At 71.6% G+C, this 16,585-nt stretch carries 17 protein-coding genes; 14 read left to right on the forward strand and 3 right to left on the reverse strand.

The annotated features are described in order from the left end of the window. The first annotated feature begins 41 nt into the window (after positions 1 to 41). The 4 genes from ORG17_RS04965 to ORG17_RS04980 are packed head-to-tail and all read left to right on the forward strand — an operon-like array spanning position 42 to position 3,076. The gene (locus ORG17_RS04965) at positions 42 to 365 is read left to right on the forward strand and encodes a hypothetical protein (protein WP_176708385.1); all 324 of its coding nucleotides are present in this window, start codon (positions 42 to 44) and stop codon (positions 363 to 365) included. Next, positions 362 to 1,579: a hypothetical protein gene (locus ORG17_RS04970; protein ID WP_214527844.1), complete on the forward strand. Its 1,218-nt coding sequence runs from the start codon at positions 362 to 364 to the stop codon at positions 1,577 to 1,579. Before ORG17_RS04965 ends, ORG17_RS04970 begins: the two co-directional genes overlap by 4 nt. Further along, positions 1,576 to 2,034 (forward strand): hypothetical protein, encoded by a 459-nt coding sequence (locus ORG17_RS04975; RefSeq protein ID WP_111057871.1) that lies wholly within the window; start codon positions 1,576 to 1,578, stop codon positions 2,032 to 2,034. The genes ORG17_RS04970 and ORG17_RS04975 overlap by 4 nt, the downstream gene beginning before the upstream one ends. Continuing rightward, positions 2,027 to 3,076 carry a hypothetical protein gene (locus ORG17_RS04980; protein WP_214527843.1) on the forward strand — a complete coding sequence of 350 codons (1,050 nt, stop codon included), beginning with the start codon at positions 2,027 to 2,029 and terminating at the stop codon, positions 3,074 to 3,076. The genes ORG17_RS04975 and ORG17_RS04980 overlap by 8 nt, the downstream gene beginning before the upstream one ends. Positions 3,077 to 3,086: 10 nt before the next feature. Here ORG17_RS04980 and ORG17_RS04985 read toward each other — a convergent pair whose 3' ends face one another. Beyond that, positions 3,087 to 3,605 (reverse strand): GNAT family N-acetyltransferase, encoded by a 519-nt coding sequence (locus tag ORG17_RS04985; RefSeq protein ID WP_214527842.1) that lies wholly within the window; start codon positions 3,603 to 3,605, stop codon positions 3,087 to 3,089. On the opposite strand from ORG17_RS04985, the gene ORG17_RS04990 reads away from it, so the two are divergent. From ORG17_RS04990 to ORG17_RS05000, 3 genes are read left to right on the forward strand one after another with little or no spacing between them, the layout of a single operon-like run. Then, positions 3,604 to 4,245 carry a helix-turn-helix domain-containing protein gene (locus ORG17_RS04990; protein ID WP_214527841.1) on the forward strand — a complete coding sequence of 214 codons (642 nt, stop codon included), beginning with the start codon at positions 3,604 to 3,606 and terminating at the stop codon, positions 4,243 to 4,245. The two genes, ORG17_RS04985 and ORG17_RS04990, sit on opposite strands and share 2 nt — an antisense overlap. 46 nt (positions 4,246 to 4,291) lie before the next feature. Further along, positions 4,292 to 4,780: a ribose-5-phosphate isomerase gene (locus ORG17_RS04995; RefSeq protein WP_027464669.1), complete on the forward strand. Its 489-nt coding sequence runs from the start codon at positions 4,292 to 4,294 to the stop codon at positions 4,778 to 4,780. 36 nt (positions 4,781 to 4,816) lie between these two features. Then, positions 4,817 to 5,746, forward strand: coding sequence for an Fpg/Nei family DNA glycosylase (locus tag ORG17_RS05000; RefSeq protein WP_214527840.1), 930 nt, complete (start codon positions 4,817 to 4,819; stop codon positions 5,744 to 5,746). Between the two features lie 36 nt (positions 5,747 to 5,782). Here ORG17_RS05000 and ORG17_RS05005 read toward each other — a convergent pair whose 3' ends face one another. Further along, positions 5,783 to 7,252, reverse strand: a complete 1,470-nt coding sequence (locus tag ORG17_RS05005) for an amidohydrolase (protein ID WP_214527839.1) — start codon at positions 7,250 to 7,252, stop codon at positions 5,783 to 5,785. Then, the gene (locus tag ORG17_RS05010; RefSeq protein ID WP_214527838.1) at positions 7,249 to 7,908 is read right to left on the reverse strand and encodes an FMN-binding negative transcriptional regulator; all 660 of its coding nucleotides are present in this window, start codon (positions 7,906 to 7,908) and stop codon (positions 7,249 to 7,251) included. The genes ORG17_RS05005 and ORG17_RS05010 overlap by 4 nt, the downstream gene beginning before the upstream one ends. 179 nt (positions 7,909 to 8,087) lie before the next feature. Here ORG17_RS05010 and ORG17_RS05015 point away from each other — a divergent pair, with 179 nt between their 5' ends. From ORG17_RS05015 to ORG17_RS05045, 7 genes are all read left to right on the forward strand, one after another. Continuing rightward, a complete protein-coding gene (locus tag ORG17_RS05015) occupies positions 8,088 to 9,674 on the forward strand; it encodes a peptide ABC transporter substrate-binding protein (RefSeq protein WP_250892567.1) in 1,587 nt (528 codons plus the stop codon). Positions 9,675 to 9,682: 8 nt separating this feature from the next. After that, entirely contained in the window at positions 9,683 to 11,077 is a 1,395-nt protein-coding gene (locus ORG17_RS05020; protein WP_214527837.1) for a M14 family zinc carboxypeptidase, read from the forward strand. Beyond that, positions 11,077 to 12,018 carry an ABC transporter permease gene (locus tag ORG17_RS05025; RefSeq protein WP_027464675.1) on the forward strand — a complete coding sequence of 314 codons (942 nt, stop codon included), beginning with the start codon at positions 11,077 to 11,079 and terminating at the stop codon, positions 12,016 to 12,018. Before ORG17_RS05020 ends, ORG17_RS05025 begins: the two co-directional genes overlap by 1 nt. Beyond that, positions 12,015 to 12,899: an ABC transporter permease gene (locus ORG17_RS05030; protein WP_214527836.1), complete on the forward strand. Its 885-nt coding sequence runs from the start codon at positions 12,015 to 12,017 to the stop codon at positions 12,897 to 12,899. Before ORG17_RS05025 ends, ORG17_RS05030 begins: the two co-directional genes overlap by 4 nt. A gap of 81 nt (positions 12,900 to 12,980) precedes the next feature. Next, on the forward strand, positions 12,981 to 14,390 hold the full coding sequence (locus ORG17_RS05035; protein ID WP_301565278.1) for a beta-lactamase family protein: 1,410 nt from the start codon (positions 12,981 to 12,983) through the stop codon (positions 14,388 to 14,390). After that, complete coding sequence (locus ORG17_RS05040; RefSeq protein ID WP_231495614.1) at positions 14,387 to 14,920, forward strand: GbsR/MarR family transcriptional regulator; 534 nt, start codon at positions 14,387 to 14,389, stop codon at positions 14,918 to 14,920. The genes ORG17_RS05035 and ORG17_RS05040 overlap by 4 nt, the downstream gene beginning before the upstream one ends. Next, positions 14,917 to 16,578 (forward strand): dipeptide ABC transporter ATP-binding protein, encoded by a 1,662-nt coding sequence (locus ORG17_RS05045; protein ID WP_214527835.1) that lies wholly within the window; start codon positions 14,917 to 14,919, stop codon positions 16,576 to 16,578. Before ORG17_RS05040 ends, ORG17_RS05045 begins: the two co-directional genes overlap by 4 nt. Positions 16,579 to 16,585 lie beyond the last annotated feature (7 nt).

Consider the following 16,585-nt stretch of genomic DNA (forward strand, 5'->3'; position numbering starts at 1 on the left):
GTCCCTGCTACGGTCGCTTCCGGCCGGTGAAGTATCAGGGGATGGGGATCCACATGGGGGAGTCGTACCGCGTCGACCGCGCGGCGTCCGCGAGGACCGTGGCGAACGTGCGCACGGCGGCATCCGGCGTGAGCCGACGTGCGGACGAGGTCACGCGAGCGCTCGACGCGCTCGCCGAAGCGGCGAGCGGATCGCCGGAGATCGCAGCGGCGCTGCGGTCGTTCGCGTCGGGGCGCACCGAGACAGCGTCGAGGATCGGCAAGCACCTCCAGGCGGTCAGCGCGGTCGGGACGATCGCGCTCGCCGCCGTCGACGAAGCGGACGGTCAGATGGCGAGCACCGCCGATCACGCGGTGCAGGGATGAGCGGCGTGGTCTCGGCGGCGTCGCTCGACGAGATACGTTTCGACATGGGTGCCGTACTGGCCGCCGCCGATGACCTCCGACATGCCTCCGGCGATGTGCGGAGCGCCGCATCGGACGGAGAGCACTCCTGGTCCACCATGCCGGCGGTGTTCGAGATGGCCGGCGTCAGCGCAGCGATGCCCGCCATGACCCACCGGTCGACCGCCGTCGCGACCGAGCTCGCTGAGAGCGCCGAGCGCCTGCACGAAGTCGTCGATCGGGCGTCCTTCGACTTCGCCGAGCTCCAGATGCGACGGGCCGCACTGGTCGAGCGGATCGCGTCGTTCGCCGGCGGGCTCCACGCCGCGGTCGAACGTCACGACGCCGCGTTGCCCGAGCCGCCGGACTCGAGCACGTCGTGGGACAAGATCCCCGGCCTCGCTGCCGAGGACGCGACGCTCCGGGCAGCGGTCTCGGACTGGAACGAACAGTGGCGAGACTGGCAGCGGCGACTCGCTTCGCAGATCCGGGCCATCACCGGCGGTGACTCGACCGCCGGCCTCGCCGGGGATGAGACCGACGTGCGCACCGCGAGCCTCGTGGCGCCGATGCCGCTTCCGGGCTTCCCGTCCACGCCCTTCCAGTTCCCGTGGCCGTGGCTCGGCGCTGCTGGTGGGGCCGCTGCCGGTACCGGCAGCGCCGTCGGCGGACTGTCGGCGCTCGGGCTGCTGGGCATCCTGTTCGGCCTCAGTGGGGACACGAAGCGGCAGACCCCGGCCGATGCCATGCGGCAGCGTATGGCGCAGGCCGACCGGGACGCGTGGGCCTGGACGCACGATCCGCTCACGGGTAAGCCCCGCGAGGTCGCGGGTGGCGCCGGGATCATGACGGACGTGGTCGGGCCGATGACCGGAGCGCAGGCGGAAAAGGAGATCCGGACCCGCGGGCGGCTCGGTGACAGCCCTCCTCATCGAGAGGTCGACACACCTGAAGAGGTCGTGCAGGCCTGGCGGGATCTCAGCCGTGGGGGAAAGGTCGCTGCGGATTCCACTCCTGAACGCATCGCAGTGGTGCTTCCGGACGGAACTCGCGTCCAGTACCGACGAGACAGCAAATCCGGTGGTCCGGTCGTCGAAGTGCAGAGCAACGGTGCGAAGCCGGTCAAGCTACACATGCCCAAGGGAGCCGACGCCCACGATCTGCCCGATGACGCAAAACCAGAGGGATTCGAATGAACGAACTGACCTACTACGTCCTTGCGACGACCTACAACGGAACGGGCGAGAACCTCTGGGGCTGGGCATCGACGTTCGAGATCGAACGACATCGTCCCCGCGAGGAGACGCGCGAATGGGTACTCGACAACCTTCGACGTCTCCTCGCCGAGGGACTCGTGTCCGTCGGCACGTACGAGCCGGACGGGCCCGGACGTGCCGGCTGGGACGAGTGGCAGGGCACGCCTGACGAGATCGTCGAACGAGTAGCTGCTGTCTACACGCTCGAGCCGGGCGACGTCGAGGTCCCGTTCTGGGATTGCTACATCATGGACACGCCGAAGGGAGATGCCCTGTTCGAAGCCGAGCGTGCCCGACGGATCGCCGCCGGTCTGGACCCCTTCGCACGGGATGACGGCATCTGGGATGAGGACGGCAACGTCATCGAAGAACACGGAGACGAGATCGTTGTCTGACGCCGGCCTCGAGTACGTCCCCTTCCCCGCAGAGGAAGTCCGCTCCATGCCGGACGGCTCCGTCGCCGCGATGCGTGAACCCCTCCCCGGGCACGAGGCCTACATCGACGTCATCCCGCCCGCTGACGCCGAGGACCCCCGGGTCCAGCGACGCAGTGTCCGGCACGACGATGGCCTGACACCGAGCGCCGAGCCGGCACCCCGGACGCCCGAGGAACAGCTGCTCCTCGAGCTGACGGAGTTCAACCGGAACGGTTGTGCGACCGACCTCCGCGCGCTGCACCGCATGGTGCGGACCGATCACGAACCCGACGCCATCCGAGCCCGGGCGATGGCGCTGCGGTCCGTCGAGATCGGCCTCCGTCGGGGGCTCCTGACGAGCGGGATGTTCGTCCGCGTCGCTTCGGAGCTCGCGTTCGTCGAACCCGAGCGGAGCGCCGCTGACCGGATTGCGACCGTCCGGGAACGCTACGTCAGCGCACCCCAGGCCGGCGAGTCCGACGGTGACCTCGCGAACTCGGTCTGGCTGATGAACACGACGGACGGCGAGCGGTACGCGCGGACCCACAGCGCCGACCAGGCCAGGGACGACCGGGCGAGCGATGCCGGGCCGGCGACGACCCCGAGCGTGCCCGCGGTCGTCGTGCGGTCCTCGAGCGACGAGTGGGGCGACAAGAACCACGAGCTGCTCGCGGACAACGTCTTCGAGGAACTCCGCAACGGCTGGCTCTCGTGGGACAAGGACATCGGCGACGATGCACTCAAGAACCTCGCGTGGGGGATCGCCGCTGAGATCGTGTACGCCTTCGACGTGAAGTGGTCGCCGGACTGGGTCGCGAAGGGCCATCCACACCGTTGGCACGACGTGGACGGGTGGCACACACGGTGCAACGACTGCCTCGACGAGAGTCCGGCCGAGGCCGACGAGGCGGTCGCGTACTCCTGGTTCGCTGACCACCGTCCGGTCGCGCACGGTGACACCGCGCCGCCGTTCCGACCGTCGCCACCGCCCCTGGACGTCCCGATGCCGGGCACGGACTGACCGGCGACGGTCAGACGAGCGGCAGCCGCATCATCGTCAGGTCGAGCCAGCGGTCGAACTTGCGTCCGACCTCGGGGACGACCGCGACCGTGGTGAACCGCAGGCGTTCGTGCAGGGCGATCGACCCGGTGTTGGTGCTGCAGATCCCGGCCATCATGACGTGCCGCCCCTCGGCGGTGGCGCGCGCGACCAACTCGGCCATCAGGGTCGTCGCGATGCCCCGGCCGCGGAACGCCTCGACCACGTAGACGCTGTGCTCGACGGTCAGCCGGTACCCCTGGTGCGGCCGCCACTGCGAGTACGTGGCGTAGCCGGCCACGACCCCGTCGACCTCGGCGACGACCACCGGGTACCCGCCGCCCTGCCGTTCGGCGAGCCACCCGTCGAAGTACGCACGCGGGTGTGGGGTCTCCTGCCAGATGGCGGTGGAGTGCAGGACGGCATCGACGTGCAGGGCGTGCACGACGTCGAGGTCGGCCGGGGTGCAGTCGCGGATCACGACCCCGTTCGTCGCATATGCTGTCGTCATGTCTCACATCGTAGACGACGAGCACCCCGATCCCGCAACCGGCGCCGACGACACCTCGGTCGCCGAGCAGCGGGCGCTCGGTGAACGCCTCCAGCGGCTCCGCACCGAGCGGAAGTGGAGCCTCACCGAGCTCGCCGAGGAGTCCGGCGTCTCCCGCGCGATGATCAACCGCGTCGAGCGCGGGGTCTCCAGCCCCACCGCGACGATCCTCGGTCGTCTGTCCGGTGCCTTCGGCCTGACGATCTCGCAGCTCCTCGACGATGCCCTGGAGCACGAGGTGCCCAGGGTGACGGACCCCGACGAGGCGCGCGGGGTGCAACGAGGCGCGACCGCCGATTCCTGGACCGATCCCGACACCGGGTACCGCCGTCGTCCGGTCTCGAGCGCGGCGTTCCCCGCTGACGTCACCGAGGTGCGCCTCCCGGCCGGCCGCGAGGTGGCCTACCCGGCGTCCGCCTACGCGTTCCTGCGGCACTGCATCTGGGTGGTCGACGGCGTGCTCGAGGTCGTCGTCGGCGGCGAGCCGACGCGCCTGGCGGCGGGGGACCGGATCGAGCTCGGCGACCCCGCCGACGTCGTCTACCGCAACTCGGGTGAGGACCCCACCCGGTACCTCGTCGTGGTGGTCCGTGCGCCGTAGTCCGTGGTGGTCCGGGCCCCGGAGCCGCAGGAATATGATCGGTTCCATGCGCATCCACCTCGGAACGGACCACGCCGGCCTCGAGTTCAACAAGACCCTCGCAACCCACCTGACCGAAGCCGGGCACGAGGTGGTGGACCACGGTCCGACCGAGTACGACGCGCTCGACGACTACCCCTCGTTCTGCATCAACGCCGCGCACGCCGTGGTGCAGGACCAGCGCGCCGGCGTCCAGGCGCTCGGTGTCGTCTTCGGTGGTTCCGGCAACGGTGAGCAGATCGCCGCCAACAAGGTCGAGGGCATCCGTGCCGCGCTCGTGTGGAACGAGTCGACCGCGCTGCTCGCCCGTCAGCACAACGACGCCAACGTCATCTCCATCGGCGCACGCCAGCACACCGAGGACGAGGCGATCCGGTTCGTCGACCTGTTCATCGCCGAGCCGTTCTCCGGCGAGGAGCGCCACGCCCGCCGCATCGCCCAGCTCGCCGAGTACGAGACCACCGGGCTGATCGCCGGCCGCCAGATCGACGCGTAGTCCGGCCCGTCAGGGGTACCGGGTAGAACGGTAGTCATGCCCGAGGGTCACTCCGTCCACCGCATCGCCAACCAGTTCACCCGGCACTTCGTCGGCAAGCGCTGCGAGGTGTCGAGCCCCCAGGGTCGCTTCGCCGCCGGGGCCGCGCAGCTCGACGGCAAGCGCATGATCGCCGCGCGTGCGGTGGCGAAGCAGATGTTCCTGGAGTTCGAGGGCGACCTGTTCCTCCGCGTCCACCTCGGGCTGTACGGGGCGTGGGACTTCGCGGGCGTGATCTCCACCGCCGAGGCGCTGTCCGACGACGACGACCGCGAAGAGTCGCTCAGCTCGATCGGCGCACCGCGGCTCGCCCGCTACCGGATGGCCGAGCAGGAGAAGGCGGAGGACCCGATCGAGTCCTTCCCGCCGGACCCGGTGGGCCAGGTCCGGGTGCGGATCCTCACCGAGGACACCGTCGCCGACCTGCGCGGCCCGACCGCGTGCGTCGTGGAGACCCCGGCCGAGGTGCAGCGCGCGCTCGACAAGCTCGGCCCCGACCCGATGAACGACGACGGGCCCAAGGCCGAGAAGACCTTCGTCGACAACGTCCGCCGTCGGAACGTCGCGATCGGGCAGCTGCTCATGGACCAGTCCGTCGTGGCCGGCATCGGCAACATCTACCGCGCCGAGCTGCTGTTCCGGCAGCGCATCGACCCGTACAAGCCGGGCAAGAAGATCACCGTCAAGCAGGCCAAGGCGCTCTGGGCCGACTGGTCGAAGCTGCTCCACGACGGCGTCCGCGACGGCCTGATGATGACGATGGACGACCTGTCCGAGGCCGACCACAAGAAGGCCCTGCGCTCCCGCAAGGACCGTCACTGGGTCTACCACCGGCAGGGCGAGCCGTGCCGGGTGTGCGGCACCGAGATCCGGATGGCCGACATGGCCGGCCGGAAGCTCTACTGGTGCCCGAAGGACCAGAAGTAGCCCACGGGGCACAGACGCAGCCGCCCGCCCTCTTGGTCACAGCTCCCGGTACGTGAACCGCCCGGCCACGGCCGTCCCGAGCACCCGCATGCCGCGCAGTGCGGCGGACGGCGCCGCCAGCGGATCGGACTCGACGAGCACCAGGTCCGCCACGTCGCCGACGGACACCCCGACCCGCCCGTCGGTCGACCCCTGCCAGGCGACGAGCGCCGAGAGCCGTTCGGCCGGGTGCCACGGGTCCCGCCCATCGCGGTCCCGCCCGACGGCCGCCGCCATCGACACCCACGGGTCGAGCGGCGCCACCGGAGCGTCCGACCCGAGCAGCAGGCGCGCTCCGGCCCGAGCGAGCGACGCGAAGGCGAAGGCCCGGTCGGTGTGCCCGGCCCAGTGCCGGTCGGCGATGTCCCGGTCGTCCATGGCGTGTTCGGGCTGCACGGACGCGGCGACCCCGAGCCGGGCGAACCGGTCGACGTCGGTGTCGACGAGCAACTGCGCGTGCTCGATCGTGCCGCGGGCCCCGACGGTCTCGAAGACGTCGAGCGCCAGGGTGTTCGCACGGTCGCCGATCGCGTGGATCGCGGGGACGAGTCCGGCGTCGACGGCACGGCGGGTGATCGCGACGAGCTCCTCGAACGGCCAGGCGAGCACGCCGGAGCCGTCGGTCATGGCGGCGGTCCGGGTGCCGAGCGACCCGTCGGTGACCACCTTGAACGGCCCCATCGTGAGCAGGCCCCGCGTGCCGTCGACCACGTCGCCGGTGCGCAGCCCCCGGGCGACGGCCTCGTCGAGCTCGGCCGGGTACACCCCGGACGCGACCCGGATCGCGTCGGTGCCGGCGTGGATCCGGCGGCGCCAGCGGTCGAGCCCGAAGCGCATCTCGAGGTCGACCACGCCCGTCACCCCGCGGGCCGCCGCGGCCTCGGCAGCGTCCGCCACGTAGGCGTCGAGCAGGTCGTCCGGCACCTGCGACAGCGCACCGGTCACGTCGAACGCGTCCTGCTCGCGCAGGACCCCGTCCTCGCCCGCCTCGAGCGGGCGGCCGACAGCAGCCGAGAAGTGCGCGAGCGCGAGGGCGTTGCACCACACCGCGTGCAGGTCCGCGCTGATCACGACGACCGGGAGGCCCGGTGCGGCACGGTCGAGCAGCTCGCGTCGTGCCGGGCGCGGCCACATCCCGTCGCGGTAGCCGTGTCCGACCAGGACGCGGTCCGCCACGCCCGCCCGCGCGACGGCGGCGAGCAGGTCGGCGGTCGCCTCGGCGGAGTCGCAGCCGGTGACGTCGACACGGCGGCGGACGAGAGCCCACTGGTCGAAGTGCGTGTGGTGGTCGCGGAGCCCCGGGCCGAGCCAGGCGCCGGCGGCCTCGACCACGTCGGTGTCGACGCTCGTGGGGTCGAGCGTGCCGGTCGGCGCGATCTCGGTGACCAGCCCGTCGACGACGCGGACGTCGGCAGGGGCCCCGGAGGTGCCCACCCGCCGGACGGTGCGGAGCAGGATGTCCGTCACCGTCCCTCCAGGCCGCTCATCGGGGACGGGACCGGCCGGACCCGCTCGACCTCGTCGGCGAGCGCCGGCGACGCGTAGGGGCCGTCGCCCCGCAGCCCGGCGACGATGCGGTCGATCACCTCGGGAGCCTTGTTCTGCGACAGCTTGGCGCGGGCGTCGAACCGGGTGACGCGGATCCGGATGCCGACGGTGCCCTTGGCCATCCGGCGGGCGGTCTCCTCGTCGATCTGCAACGACACGGGCGACGGCATGACCCGCTCGAAGTGGTCGACGAGTTCGCCGAGCACCCGGAAGTTCTCGTCGTCGGACAGGATCTCGGGGGTGCCCCAGACGTGGGCGGTGACGTGGTTCCAGGTGGGCACGAACTGCTCCGGCGGGTACCAGGCGGGGGAGACGTAGCCGTGCGGGCCCTGGAACACGACGAGGACCTCGTGCCGTCCGAGTTCGTGCGCGACCTCGTCGGGACGGCCGACGTGGGACACCAGGACGAGGGCGTCCGGGTCGTCGTCGGGGCCGGGGGCCTCGAGCAGCACCGGGTAGTGCGAGGCGACCAGCCCGGCCTCGGTGTGGGACACGATCGTCGCCCACGGGTTCCCGGTGATGAGGCGTCGGACCTCGTCGACGTCGGTCATCAGGAAGTGCGGTGTGTGGCGCATGTTCCGAGCGTGGCACAACGGGCCCGGTCGCGCGACGGGTGTCGTTTCGTCAGTGTTTCTGCGCGGTAAAACTCTCAGAGCGCATTGAAAGAAGTCTTGTGATCGGGATTCGAACCGTCATAGCTTTCCCACCACGACGACCGGGCAGGGATCCGGCCGCACCCGATCGAGGAGAGATCATGCGACGCAGGACGATCGCCGCGCTGGCCGCGGCGGCAACCTTGGCACTGGTGGCGACCGGCTGTTCGGCGGGCGGCGCGGCCGACGACGACGCTCCCTCGAGCCTGGTCTACGCGACCGGCGAGCCCGACCACCTGACCCCGGGCCGGCAGACCGTGGCCTTCGATCAGGTGATGAGCGTCTTCGCGCCGCTGACCCAGACCGACGCCGACGGTGACCTGCACGACGTCGCGGCGAAGAGCGTCGAGAGCGACGACGCCACCACCTGGACGATCACGCTGCGGGACGGCTGGACGTTCCAGAACGGCGAGGCCGTCACGCCGGAGAGCTACGTGAAGGCGTGGAACCACGTCGCCTACGGCCCGAACGCGTGGGAGAACAGCGGTCAGCTCGCCGGGATCGTCGGGTACACCGACCTCAACCCGGCGAAGGGCACCCCGAAGACCAAGGAGATGTCGGGACTCAAGGTCACCGGCAAGGACACCTTCACGGTCACGCTCACCCACGCGGACAGCCAGTTCCCCCTGCAGCTCAGCCAGGCCCAGACGGCGTTCTACCCGATGCCCGAGGCCGCGTACGACGACCTGAAGGCGTACGACAAGAAGCCGATCGGCAACGGCCCGTACGAGATGACGAAGGCGTGGAAGGCGGACCAGGAGTTCACCGTCACGGCCTGGAAGGACTACGAGGGCACGAAGCCCGCCACCGACGAGGTGACCTTCCGCAGCTACTCCGACATGAACACCGCGTACACCGACGTCCTGGCCGGCAACGCCGACGTGCTGTTCCTGCCGACCGACAAGATGACGAGCGCGAAGGCCGACTTCGGCGACCGCCTGCACTCCTTCGACGCCCCCGGCATCGACTACCTCGGGTTCCCGCTGTGGGACGACCGGTACTCCGACCCCGACGTGCGCCGCGCGATCTCGATGTCGATCGACCGTGACGAGGTCAACGACGCGATCTACGGCGGCCTGTACGACCCCGCCACCGCGCTGACCCCACCGTCGATGTCCGGCACCGAGGAGGGCATCTGCGGCGACGCCTGCGAGTTCGACCCGGCAGCGGCGAAGAAGCTCCTCGCCAGCGCCGGCGGGTTCGACGGCACCATGACGCTCGTCTACCCGGGCGGCACCGGCCTCGACTCCCTGTACGAGGCGTACGCCAACCAGATCCGGCAGAACCTGGGCGTCGACGCCGAGGCGAAGGCCACCACCGACTGGGCGTCCTACTACTCGGAGCTCACGGACAAGACCGTCGCCGGCCCGCACTTCGGCCACTGGGGCGCGCTGTACATCAGCCAGCAGAACACGCTCCGCGCGCTGTTCACCACGGCCGGCGGCTGCTCCCCGTGCACCGGCTACTACCAGTCCGACGACGTCGACTCGCTGCTCGCGAAGGCCGACTCCGCCGGGTCCCAGGACGAGGCGAACGGGTACTACACGAAGACGCAGGAGGCGGTCCTGCAGGACTTCCCGATCGTCCCGACCTTCTTCGACAAGTACTCGTACGTCACGAGCGACAAGATCGCGAAGCTGCCGGCGGTGGCGGGCAGCCCCGTGATCGCCCAGATCGCCGTGAAGTAGGGCGGGGCATGGAGCAGCACACCGTCCTCGACCTGGTCCGCGACGTCCCCGACCGCGACGGCTTCCCGCTCGTCGACGACCTGCACACCCGGTTCGCCGCGCTCGCCGCGGCGCACCCGGACCGGGTCACGGTCACCCGGATCGGCACGAGCCGCCTCGGCGAACCCCTGCACAGCTACCGCATCGGCACCGGGTCGCACGCGGCCGTCGTGGTCGGCGGGGTGCACCCGAACGAGCCGATCGGTTCGTGGACGGCGCTGCACCTCGCCGAGACGGCCCTCGGTGACGAGCGGGTGGCCGGGCTCGACGTCACCTGGCACATCGTCCCGACGATCGACCCGGACGGCATGCGGCTCAACGAGGCGTGGTTCCACGACCCGCACGACCGGGTCTTCTACTCGCGGCACTTCTACCGGCCCGCTCCGGACAGCCAGGTCGAGTGGACGTTCCCGAACAGCTACAAGTCGGTGTACTTCGACCAGGTGCTGCCCGAGACGCTCGCGTTCATGCGGCTCATCGACGACACCGAGCCGGACCTGCTCGTGAGCCTGCACAACGGCGAGATGGGCGGCGTCTACTACTACCTGTCCGAGGACCTGCCCGACGTCGTCGACACCCTGCACGCGGTGCCGGCCGCACTCGGGCTGCCGCTCGACACCGGGGAGCCGGAGTCCCCGTACCTGCGGGAGCTCGCCCCTGCGGTGTTCGCGATGGACGGCATCGAGACGGCGTACGCCTACCTCGAGGAGCTCGGCGTCGACCCCGGCGAGCACATCCACGGCGGGTCGAGCGCGGCGTGGGCGATGCGCCACGGCGCCCTCTGCATGGTGGCCGAGCTGCCGTACTGGAGCCACCCCGACGCCGACGACCCGACCCCGACCGACGAGTCGTACGCCGACCTGCTCCGCCGGTGCGCGGACGAGCTCGGTGCCTCGGGTGCGGAACTGCAGGCGTTCCTCGACGAGGCGTCCCCGATGCTCTCGATCCCGTCCCCGTTCGTCGAGGCCTCCCGGGCGTTCGTCCCGATGCTCGTCGGCATGGCGGACACCGACCGCCGCCGGGCCGAGCGGGAACCGGCCGACCGCACGGCCACCGTCGCGGAGCGCTTCGGCTGCGAGGACCTCGTCCGCTGCTTCCGCCTGCGCTACGGCGGCATGCTCCTGCGTGCCGTCGAGGCGGAGACGGCCGCCGGCACGGCGTCCGCGCCGCTCCGGCGGCTCCGCGACCGCCTGGCCGAGCGGTACGCGCACTGGCAGGCGGACGCGTCGACGGGTGCGCAGCCGATCCCGGTGGGGAAGCTCGTGGGCGTGCAGTACGGGGCGATCCTCGCCTGCGCGGCGCACGTGGCGGACCCGACCCGCGCCTCCCGTCCGGTGTCGGCGGCCGTGTCGGGAGACGCGTGATGCGTCCGACGCTCGCCGTCGGTCGCCGACTCGGCGGCCTGGTCATCGTGTTCCTCGGGGTGACCTTCCTGATCTACGCGATGACGTTCGCGCTGCCCGGCGACCCGATCAAGGCGCTCGGCGGCGAGCGCCCCCTCACCGACTCGGTCGTGCGGGCACTGCGGGCCGAGTACCACCTGGACCAGCCGCTGTGGCTGCAGTACGTGCAGTACCTCGGCGGCCTGTTCCGGGGTGACTTCGGCACCGACTTCAACGGGCAGTCCGTGGGCGAGCAGATGGCCTCGCGGTGGCCCGTGACGATCACGCTGGCGCTGAGCGCCTGGGCGCTCGAGATCGTCCTCGGCATCGGGCTCGGCGTCGTCTCGGCGCTCAGGCGCGGCACCGTGCTGGACAAGACGGTGCTCGTCGGCACCATCGTCGTCGGCGCGGTCCCCGTGTTCGTGCTCGGTGTGGCCCTGCAGCTGGTGTTCTCGGTGCGGCTGCACTGGTTCCCGGTCGCGGGCGTCACCGCCGGGTGGCCGACCGCGTACGTCCTGCCGGCGTTCGTGATCGCCCTGTTCGGCCTGGCCGCGGTGTCCCGGCTCACCCGGACGTCGATGATCGAGACGCTCGACGCCGACTACGTGCGGACGGCCCGCGCCAAGGGGCTCGCCCCGGGCCGGATCGTGGGTGTGCACGTGCTGCGGAACTCGCTCATCCCCACCGCCACCTACCTGGCGACCGACCTCGGGTACCTGATGGGCGGCACCGTCATCATCGAGGGCATCTTCAACCTGCCGGGCGTCGGGAACCTGCTGTTCCAGGGCATCCGCTCGCACGAGGGTGCCGTCGTCGTCGGCATCTCGACCGCCCTCATCCTGGTGTTCCTCGTCACGAGCGTGCTCGTCGACCTGCTGCACGCCGCCCTCGACCCGCGCGTCCGGACAGGAGCCTCCCGATGACCACCGAAGCCCTCGGCGCCACCGTCGAACCCGTCGTCGGGGTCCGGCGCCGGCCACTGCTCGCCGCCGCACGGACGCCGGGGTTCTGGGTGCCCGCGTCGGTGCTCGTGGTGGTCCTGCTCATCGCGGCGTTCCCGCAGCTGTTCGCCGGCCTGTTCGGCCACGGCGACCCGCGGGTGTGCGACCTCGGCCGGAGCGGGGCGTCACCGACCGCCGGGCACCCGTTCGGCTTCGACCTGCAGGGCTGCGACGTGTACGCGAACGTCGTCTGGGGCACCCGGTCGTCGATCGCCGTCGCGGTGCTCACGACCCTGCTCGCCGGCATGGTCGCGGTCGTCGTCGGGACCGTCGCGGGCATGGTCGGCGGGTGGGTGGACGCCGTCCTCGCCCGGCTCACCGACGTGTTCCTCGGGTTCCTGCTCGGCGCCGTCGTCGTGCTGAACAGCGTGGGGGAGCGGTCGGTGCTCACCGTGTCGCTCGTGCTCGCCCTGTTCGGGTGGCCGACGATGGCCCGGCTCGTGCGGTCGAGCGTCCGCAGCGTCCGGGGCGCCGAGTTCGTGCTCGCCGCCCGGACGATGGGGTTGTCGACGTGGCGGATCACCACCCGGTACGTGCTGCCGTCGTCGATCTCGCCGCTGCTCGTGCTCGCCACCATCACCGTCGGCGGGGTCATCGTGTCCGAGTCGTCGCTGACCTACCTCGGCATCGGGCTGGAGCGTCCGGCGATCTCGTGGGGGCTGCAGCTGTCCGCGGCGACGTCGCAGTTCCTCCGGGCCCCGCACATGCTCATCGCCCCGGCGGCGTTCCTCGCCGTGACCGTGCTCGCCGTCATCGCGCTCGGCGACACGCTGCGCGCCGCACTCGACCCGCGTCGGCGCTGACGGCCGTCGACCGCGTCGCGGCGGACATCGCCGCGACCGACACGCCAGACTCGCTGCAGAACCGTTCTCGAAAGGACCACCGTGACCGACACCCTCTCCGCGTACCGGAAGACCCTGCCCTACATCCGTGAGTGGGTGTCGTACAAGGTGTGGCAGCTGCGGGTGCCCGGCGTACAGGTCGCCGTCGGGTACGGCGGCGAGGTCCTGTTCGACGAGGCCTGGGGCTACGCCGACGTCGAGGCCGGGCGCCGCCTGACCACCACCGACCTGTTCCGCATCGCCTCGCACTCGAAGACCTTCACCGCGACGGCCCTGCTGCAGCTCGCCGAGCGCGGGTCGCTCCGGCTCGACGACACCGTCGGCACGTACGTCCCGGCACTGGTCGACGGCGGCTCCCCACTCGCCGACGCCACCCTGCGCGAGCTCATGGAGATGGGTGCCGGCGTCATCCGCGACGGGCACGACGGCGACTACTGGTCCCTGCTCCGCCCGTTCCCCGACGAGCAGGAACTCCTGGCGCTCGTGCTCGACCGGGGCCAGAAGGTGCCGACCGGCTCGTCGTTCAACTACTCGAACCTCGGCTACTCCCTGCTCGGCCTGGTCATCGCCGCGGTGTCCGGGCAGTCGTACAACGACTTCGTGCGGGAGTCGATCACCGGACCCCTGGGCTTGCGGAACACCGGCCCCGACTGGGACCCCGCACGCGCCGACGACTTCGTGGTCGGGTACACCGGCTTCCACACCGCCAGGCACCGGCAGCGCATCGACCACGTCGACACCCGCGCGATGGCCGCCGCCACCGGGTTCCACGGCACCGCGTCCGACCTGGTCCGCTACTTCTCGCAGCACGTGATCGGGCAGGGCACCCTGCTCGACGACCACTCCAAGCGCCTCGCGCAGCGGAAGGCCTGGAGCGCCACCGACGACCCCGCCGCCCGCGGCTACGGCGCCGGGTTCATCGTCGACCGGATCGGCGGACGGGAGATCCGCGGCCACTCGGGCGGGTTCCCCGGCCACATCACCCAGTCGATGTTCGACCCGGCGTCCGGGCTCGTCGTGTCCGTGCTCACGAGTGCCGCCGCCGGACCCGCCACGCTCATCGCCACCGCGGTCATCGCCATGCTCGACGCAGCGGCCGACGCCGACGCCCCGGGGACCCCGGTGCCCGACAACGTCGACACCGCCACGTTCACCGGCCGCTTCGCCAACCCGTGGGGCGTCACCGACGTCGCCCGGATCGGTGACCGGCTCGTCGAGGTCGACCCGTCCGGCCCCGAACCGATGGACACCCCCACGCGGCTCGAGGTCGTCGACGCCCACACCCTGCGGATGACCCACGGCAACCGCTTCGGCTCGGTCGACGAGGACATCACCTACATGCGCGACGAGGACGGCACCGCGCGAGCGATCCGCGGCGGTGGCGGCATGTCGCAGGAGCCGTGGTCGATCCCGGACGAGCGACCCGAGGTGGCCGCCGGGCTGGCCTCGTGACCGACGACCGGCTGCTCGGACCGGAGCGCCAGGCGTTCGTCGAGGAGTTCGCCCTGATGCTCAACGACGGCGCGGGCATGCCCCTCACCGACGCCCGGGTGCTCGGCTACCTGATGATGACCCGCGCACCACACTCGTCGTCGTCCGACCTGCAGGCAGCGCTCGGTGCCAGCTCGGGGTCGGTGTCGATGGCCACCCGGCGGCTCGTCGACTCCGGGTTCGTGAAGCGCCACATCGTCCCCGGCGAGCGCAGTCACTACTTCCGTGCCGAGGCCGACGTCTGGGGCTCCTGGCTCGCCAGTGAACGGAAGTACCTCGACCGGCAGCGCGACATCATCGGCCGCGGGCTCGCCGTCGTCGAGGGTGCCGGCCGCACCGGCACGGGCGACGTGGACGCCGAGGTCCGCGAGCGCCTGCTCAACGGCCGCGACTACATGCAGTGGCTGCAGGGCTACCACCGCAAGATGCTCGAGGAGTGGGAAGCCTTCAAGGCCGCCCGCGACGACACCGACCCCCCGGAGACCCCATGAGCGGCACCACCGACGTCCTGACCGTCGAGCACCTCACCGTCACCTTCGACGTCGACGGCGAGGTCGTCCGCGCCGTCGACGACGCCTCGTTCACCGTCGCCCGGGGCGAGGTCGTCGCGGTCGTGGGGGAGTCCGGCTCCGGCAAGAGCATGACCGCGATGACCGCGATGGGCATCGCCCCCGACGGTGCGCGCGCCTCGGGGAGCATCCGGCTCGGCGACCTCGAGGTCATCGGCACCGACGAGCGCACCCTCCGGTCGGTCCGGGGCCGCAGCGTGTCGATGATCTTCCAGGACCCGTCCGCGGCGCTGAACCCGGTGTTCACCATCGGGTTCCAGCTCGCCGAGGCCGTCCGACGCACCGACGGCCCGCACGACCGCGCCGCCGTCCGGGAGCGCTCGCTCGAGCTGCTCCGCGCCGTGGAGGTCCCCGAACCCGAACGCCGCCTGGGCCAGTACCCGCACGAACTCTCCGGCGGACAGGCCCAGCGCGTGATGATCGCGATGGCGCTCGCCGCCGACCCGGACCTGCTCATCGCGGACGAGCCGACGACCGCCCTCGACGTCACCGTGCAGGCCGAGGTGCTCGACGTCCTCCGCGCGCTGCGCGAGCGCACCGGCACCGCGATCCTGCTCATCACCCACGACATGGGCGTCGTCGCGGACCTCGCCGACCGCGTGGTCGTGATGCGCCGCGGACGCGTCGTCGAGACCGGCACCGCAGCGGCGGTCTTCGCCGCACCGTCCGCCGACTACACGCGGGAACTCCTCGCTGCGGTCCCGCGGATGGGCACCGGGTCCGGCCAGGAGGCCCGGCTCGGCTCCGCCACGGAGCCCCCGGCCGCCGTGCTGGACGTCCGGCACCTCGTGGTCGAGTACGGCGGCGCCCTGCGCGGGCGCTTCCGTGCCGTCGACGACGTGTCGTTCACCGTCGGCCGTGGCGAGATCGTCGGCCTGGTGGGAGAGTCCGGCAGCGGCAAGACCACCATCGGCCGGGCCGCGGTCGGCCTCGCGCCGATCACCTCGGGCTCGGTGGTCGTCGACGGCACCGACGTCGCCGGCGCACGACGAGCCGCGCGCCGGCAGATGCGCCAGCACGTCGGCGTGGTGTTCCAGAACCCGCTCCGGTCGCTCAACCCCCGGTACACGGTCGGGCAGACCGTCGCCGAGCCGCTCCGCCAGATCCTCCGGCTGCCGGCGGTGCAGGTCGAGGAGCGGGTCGAGCGGCTCCTCGCCGACGTCGGTCTCGACGGCGGCTACGCCGAGCGCTACCCGCACGAACTCTCCGGTGGCCAACGGCAACGCGTCGCGATCGCCCGAGCGGTGGCCCTCGACCCCGCGCTCCTGATCGCCGACGAGCCGACGAGTGCGCTCGACGTGTCGGTGCAGGCCCGCGTGCTCGACGTGTTCCGCGAGCTGCAGGAGCGCCTCGGGTTCGCGTGCCTGTTCGTCACGCACGACCTCGCCGTGGTCGACACCCTGTGCGACCGGGTCGTCGTGCTGCACGGCGGCCGGGTCGCCGAACACGGGACGTGCGATGCCATCCTGCGCTCGCCCCAGGACCCGTACACACGACGGCTCATCCAGGCCGCCCCGGTGCCGGACCCCGGGGAGCAGGCACGCCGACGCTCCGAGCGCCTGGCGGCCCGCGCAGGCTGAGGCGGGC

Source organism: Curtobacterium flaccumfaciens pv. betae (assembly GCF_026241855.1).
Classification (GTDB): Bacteria; Actinomycetota; Actinomycetes; order Actinomycetales; family Microbacteriaceae; genus Curtobacterium; species Curtobacterium flaccumfaciens.